2 protein-coding genes, 2 rRNA genes and 1 pseudogene are annotated in these 6,108 nt (G+C 63.9%); 2 read left to right on the top strand and 3 right to left on the bottom strand.

Going from position 1 to position 6,108, the window contains the following annotated elements; translation table 11 throughout:
- Positions 1–1,216, bottom strand: a 23S ribosomal RNA gene (locus tag CV755_RS01830); the annotation flags it as partial.
- Between the two features lie 276 nt (positions 1,217–1,492).
- Positions 1,493–3,018: ribosomal RNA gene (locus tag CV755_RS01835) — 16S ribosomal RNA — on the bottom strand.
- Between the two features lie 598 nt (positions 3,019–3,616).
- On the opposite strand from CV755_RS01835, the gene CV755_RS01845 reads away from it, so the two are divergent.
- Together CV755_RS01845 and ptsP are read left to right on the top strand one after the other, a co-directional pair.
- Positions 3,617–4,066, top strand: a complete 450-nt coding sequence (locus tag CV755_RS01845; protein WP_109278355.1) for a PTS sugar transporter subunit IIA — start codon at positions 3,617–3,619, stop codon at positions 4,064–4,066.
- Between the two features lie 86 nt (positions 4,067–4,152).
- Complete coding sequence (gene ptsP / locus CV755_RS01850; RefSeq protein ID WP_109278356.1) at positions 4,153–5,823, top strand: phosphoenolpyruvate--protein phosphotransferase; 1,671 nt, start codon at positions 4,153–4,155, stop codon at positions 5,821–5,823.
- 86 nt (positions 5,824–5,909) lie between these two features.
- On the opposite strand, the pseudogene CV755_RS01855 reads toward ptsP, so the two are convergent.
- Positions 5,910–6,108, bottom strand: a pseudogene (locus tag CV755_RS01855) (hypothetical protein); the annotation flags it as partial.

The raw sequence follows: 6,108 nt of genomic DNA on the forward strand, positions 1-6,108 counted from the left end.
CACTTGACCAGTGAGCTATTACGCACTCTTTCAAGGGTGGCTGCTTCTAAGCCAACCTCCTGGTTGTCTCTGCGACTCCACATCCTTTCCCACTTAGCGTACGCTTAGGGGCCTTAGTCGATGCTCTGGGCTGTTTCCCTCTCGACCATGGAGCTTATCCCCCACAGTCTCACTGCCGCGCTCTCACTTACCGGCATTCGGAGTTTGGCTAAGGTCAGTAACCCGGTAGGGCCCATCGCCTATCCAGTGCTCTACCTCCGGCAAGAAACACACGACGCTGCACCTAAATGCATTTCGGGGAGAACCAGCTATCACGGAGTTTGATTGGCCTTTCACCCCTAACCACAGGTCATCCCCCAGGTTTTCAACCCTGGTGGGTTCGGTCCTCCACGACCTCTTACAGCCGCTTCAACCTGCCCATGGCTAGATCACTCCGCTTCGGGTCTTGGGCGCGCTACTCAATCGCCCTATTCGGACTCGCTTTCGCTACGGCTTCCCCACACGGGTTAACCTCGCAACACACCGCAAACTCGCAGGCTCATTCTTCAAAAGGCACGCAGTCACGACCGCCAAGCAAGCTTGACGGCGACGCTCCCACGGCTTGTAGGCACACGGTTTCAGGTACTATTTCACTCCGCTCCCGCGGTACTTTTCACCATTCCCTCACGGTACTATCCGCTATCGGTCACCAGGGAATATTTAGGCTTAACGGGTGGTCCCGCCAGATTCACACGGGATTTCTCGGGCCCCGTGCTACTTGGGTGTCGCACAAGCAAGCCGCTGATGTTTCAGCTACGGGGGTCTTACCCTCTACGCCGGGCCTTTCGCATGCCCTTCGCCTACATCAACGGTTTCTGACTCGCCTCATGGCCGGCAGACCATGAAAGTGCGATCCCACAACCCCGCATACGCAACCCCTGCCGGGTATCACACGCATACGGTTTGGCCTCATCCGGTTTCGCTCGCCACTACTCCCGGAATCACGGTTGTTTTCTCTTCCTGCGGGTACTGAGATGTTTCACTTCCCCGCGTTCCCTCCATACTGCCTATGTGTTCAGCAGTAGGTGACAGCCCATGACGACTGCCGGGTTTCCCCATTCGGACACCCCCGGATCACAGCTCGGTTGACAGCTCCCCGGGGCCTATCGCGGCCTCCCACGTCCTTCATCGGTTCCTGGTGCCAAGGCATCCACCGTGCGCCCTTAAAAACTTGGCCACAGATGCTCGCGTCCACTGTGCAGTTCTCAAACAACGACCAGCCACCCATCACCCCACCCCGAGAGGCGAGTTCACTGGGACCGGATCGAGGACCAGCCTTAACGGCCGCACCCTCAGATACCCAACAGCGTGCCCGGCCCAGCCTCCGAGAAGATTTCGCGTTCCACGCCGAAGCAGTACTAACGAACCCCCTGAGACTGTGCCGAATAGTCAACGTTCCACCCATGAGCAACCGTGCGAGACATTCGCTCGCAGTCGGCTATGTGCTCCTTAGAAAGGAGGTGATCCAGCCGCACCTTCCGGTACGGCTACCTTGTTACGACTTCGTCCCAATCGCCAGTCCCACCTTCGACGGCTCCCTCCACAAGGGTTGGGCCACCGGCTTCGGGTGTTACCGACTTTCGTGACGTGACGGGCGGTGTGTACAAGGCCCGGGAACGTATTCACCGCAGCAATGCTGATCTGCGATTACTAGCAACTCCAACTTCATGGGGTCGAGTTGCAGACCCCAATCCGAACTGAGACCGGCTTTTTGAGATTCGCTCCACCTCACGGTATCGCAGCTCATTGTACCGGCCATTGTAGCACGTGTGCAGCCCAAGACATAAGGGGCATGATGACTTGACGTCGTCCCCACCTTCCTCCGAGTTGACCCCGGCAGTCTCCTGTGAGTCCCCATCACCCCGAAAGGCATGCTGGCAACACAGAACAAGGGTTGCGCTCGTTGCGGGACTTAACCCAACATCTCACGACACGAGCTGACGACAGCCATGCACCACCTGTACACCGACCACAAGGGGGGCACTATCTCTAGCACTTTCCGGTGTATGTCAAGCCTTGGTAAGGTTCTTCGCGTTGCGTCGAATTAAGCCACATGCTCCGCTGCTTGTGCGGGCCCCCGTCAATTCCTTTGAGTTTTAGCCTTGCGGCCGTACTCCCCAGGCGGGGAACTTAATGCGTTAGCTGCGGCACGGACAACGTGGAATGTCGCCCACACCTAGTTCCCAACGTTTACGGCGTGGACTACCAGGGTATCTAATCCTGTTCGCTCCCCACGCTTTCGCTCCTCAGCGTCAGTATCGGCCCAGAGATCCGCCTTCGCCACCGGTGTTCCTCCTGATATCTGCGCATTTCACCGCTACACCAGGAATTCCGATCTCCCCTACCGAACTCTAGCCTGCCCGTATCGAATGCAGACCCGGGGTTAAGCCCCGGGCTTTCACATCCGACGCGACAAGCCGCCTACGAGCTCTTTACGCCCAATAATTCCGGACAACGCTTGCGCCCTACGTATTACCGCGGCTGCTGGCACGTAGTTAGCCGGCGCTTCTTCTGCAGGTACCGTCACTTGCGCTTCTTCCCTGCTGAAAGAGGTTTACAACCCGAAGGCCGTCATCCCTCACGCGGCGTCGCTGCATCAGGCTTTCGCCCATTGTGCAATATTCCCCACTGCTGCCTCCCGTAGGAGTCTGGGCCGTGTCTCAGTCCCAGTGTGGCCGGTCGCCCTCTCAGGCCGGCTACCCGTCGTCGCCTTGGTAGGCCATCACCCCACCAACAAGCTGATAGGCCGCGGGCTCATCCTGCACCGCCGGAGCTTTCCACCACCAGGGATGCCCCCAGTAGTCGTATCCGGTATTAGACCCCGTTTCCAGGGCTTGTCCCAGAGTGCAGGGCAGATTGCCCACGTGTTACTCACCCGTTCGCCACTAATCCCCGGCCGAAACCGGTTCATCGTTCGACTTGCATGTGTTAAGCACGCCGCCAGCGTTCGTCCTGAGCCAGGATCAAACTCTCCGTGAATGTTTACCGGCCGCGTTTAATTAAAAACTGCCGGTGCACACACACGAGAGCGGAACAACCAAGCGGAATAAGCCCGGTCGTTCACAGCGTCCTCGCTGTGTATTTCAAAGGAACCTCACCCACCACAACGTGGTGGACGGGGTTGTTTTATAGTCTGGCGTTGACTTTTGGCACGCTGTTGAGTTCTCAAGGAACGGACGCTTCTTTCGTACTCACCCTCTCGGGCTTTCCTCCGGGCGCTTCCCTTCGGTGTTCCACCACTCTATCAGGTCTTTTCCTGCTCCCTTGCCGCCGTATTTCTTTCGCGTTTACGACCGCACAAGCGGGCACGCAAAAAAGACATGGCAGACCCGGGAAGGATCAATTCCGATGGAGGCCACCCCGACTTCACCAGCACTTGGCTGGCCTCGGTCGTGGGTAGGGACCTGACAGTACAGGGACCCCAGGAGGCTGGCAAATCGATTACGGAGCGCACTCATCAAGGGGTCCGAGCACTCGTGCGGAATCCCCAGTTCCTATGACTTAGGCTCTGATCAGTGCGCCGTCCGGGACAGGTAGTGACGGTGCGTGATGAATCTCCACCCCTGGGAGGCTTCCCATGACCACCGTGACGTCCCCTATCGCCGGACGTGCCATCGGATTGTCGGCCGTGCCCGACCCGGTGTTCTCCGGCGCGATGGTGGGTCCCGGTACCGCGATCGACCCCGTGCGTGAGCCCGCCGAGGCGGTCGCGCCCGTTGACGGCGTCGTCGTTTCGCTGCACCCGCACGCGTTTGTCGTCGTCGATGCCGAGGGCCACGGCGTGCTGACGCACCTGGGCATCGACACCGTCCAGCTCAATGGCGAGGGTTTTGAGCTGCTCGTCAACAAGGGCGACACCGTTACGCGGGGCCAGGCGGTCGTGCGTTGGAACCCGGCTGCCGTCGAGGAGGCGGGCAAGTCCCCGATCTCCCCGGTCATCGCCCTCGAAGCGAGCGCCGACTCGCTCGGCGACCTCCGTGAGGACGGCGACATCAAGGCCGGCGACCAGCTCTTCAGCTGGCAGTGAGCCGTCGCCGTCCAGAGGACGGCGGGCACGTACGACACCCCACCGCGGCGGTCTCCCCACCGCCGCACCAACGGAGACGGTTGATGATGGAAACAACGCTGCGAGGCGTCGGTGTGAGCCACGGTGTGGCGATCGGCGAAGTGCGGCACATGGGCACGGCGGTCCTTGAGCCCCCGGCCAAGCAGATTCCGACGGACGAGGCGCCGCGTGAACAGGGGCGCGCACGCCAGGCCGTGGAGGCTGTCGCCGCCGACCTCATGGCGCGCGGGCAGCTGGCCGGCGGCGAGGCCCAGGCCGTGCTGGAGGCCCAGGCCATGATCGCTCAGGACCCTGAGCTGGCCGCCGATGTGGACCGGCGCATCGCGGTGGGCAGCACCGCCGAGCGCGCGGTGTACGACGCCTTCTCGCACTACCGGGAACTGCTGGCCGGGGCCGGTGAGTACATGGCCGGCCGGGTGGCCGACCTGGATGATGTGCGTAACCGCATCGTCGCCCGGCTGCTGGGCGTGCCAATGCCGGGCGTGCCGGACAGCGATGAGCCCTATGTACTGATCGCCCGGGACCTGGCGCCCGCCGACACCGCGCTGCTCGACCCGAGCCTGGTGCTTGGCTTTGTCACCGAGGAGGGCGGGCCGACCAGCCACAGCGCCATCCTGGCCCGCGCTCTGGGCGTGCCTGCCGTGGTGGCCCTGCCGGGCGCCGGTGAGCTGGCCGAGGGCACCGTGGTGGCGGTGGACGGCAGCACCGGTGACGTCTTTGTGGACCCCAGCGCCGACAAGCGTGCCGAGCTGGCCAAGGCGCTGGAGGAGCGCAAGGCCGCGCTGGCCGCCTCCTCGGGGCCGGGTGCCACCTCCGACGGCCACAAGGTGCCGCTGCTGGCCAATGTCGGCGGTCCGGCCGATGTCCCGGCGGCGGTGGAGGCGGGTGCGGAGGGCGTGGGCCTGTTCCGTACCGAATTCCTCTTCCTGGACGACAGCAAGCGGGCACCCTCCGAGGCCAAGCAGGTGGAGGCCTATCGCAAGGTGCTGGAGGCCTTCCCGGAGGGCCGGGTGGTGGTGCGCGTGCTGGACGCGGGCGCCGACAAGCCGCTGGACTTCCTGACCCCGGCCGATGAGCCCAACCCCGCGCTGGGCGTACGCGGTCTGCGCACCCTGCTGGACCACCCCGAGGTGCTGCGCACCCAGCTCACCGCGCTGGCCAAGGCCGCCGAGGGGCTGCCGGTCTACCTTGAGGTCATGGCGCCCATGGTGGCCGACCGCACGGATGCCAGGGCCTTCGCGGATGCCTGCCGGGAGGCGGGGCTGCGGGCCAAGTTCGGTGCCATGGTGGAGATTCCGTCCGCCGCCCTGCGCGCCCGCTCCATCCTGCAGGAGGTGGAGTTCCTGTCGCTGGGCACCAATGACCTGGCGCAGTACACCTTCGCGGCCGACCGTCAGGTCGGTGCCGTGGCCCGGCTGCAGGACCCCTGGCAGCCCGCGCTGCTCGACCTGATCGCGGCCTCCGCCGAGGCGGCCAAGGCCGAGGGCAAGAGCTGCGGGGTGTGCGGTGAGGCCGCGGCCGACCCGCTGCTGGCCTGTGTGCTGACCGGTCTGGGAGTGACCAGCCTGTCCATGGGCGCGGCCTCGATTCCCTATGTGCGGGCCACGCTGGCCAAGCACACCCTGGCCCAGTGCGAGCGGGCGGCTGCCGCCGCCCGTGCCACCGACTCGGCCGAGGAGGCCCGGATCGCCGCGCAGGCGGTGCTTTCCGGCGAGTGACGGGCCGGGGTGACGGACCGTCCGTCGCCCGGTGAGGGGTGTTCCACCTGCCGGTGGGGCACCCCTCACCGCTTTCCGGCCGCCGCTCACCCGTCCTCCTCGCCGTTGTCCGGTACATCGGCGTCCGGTACGCCGTCGTCCAGTACGGCGCCCGCGCGGTATTCGACATCCGTCTCCGGAGGCAGCGGTTCCCCGGTGGCGGCGTCGGTGCAGTAGGCGGCGAACACCTCGGCCTCGGTCAGCGGCCGGAGCCAGCCGTCCCGCAGGCTCCAGCCGCATACCGAT

The organism is Streptomyces orinoci, assembly GCF_003121295.1.
Lineage (GTDB): Bacteria > Actinomycetota > Actinomycetes > Streptomycetales > Streptomycetaceae > Streptomyces > Streptomyces orinoci.

Excerpts from the sequence above, each read along its gene's own strand:
- CV755_RS01845 (WP_109278355.1), top strand. The coding sequence starts at position 3,617 with ATGACCACCGTGACGTCCCCTATCGCCGGACGTGCCATCGGATTGTCG.
- ptsP (WP_109278356.1), top strand. The coding sequence starts at position 4,153 with ATGGAAACAACGCTGCGAGGCGTCGGTGTGAGCCACGGTGTGGCGATC.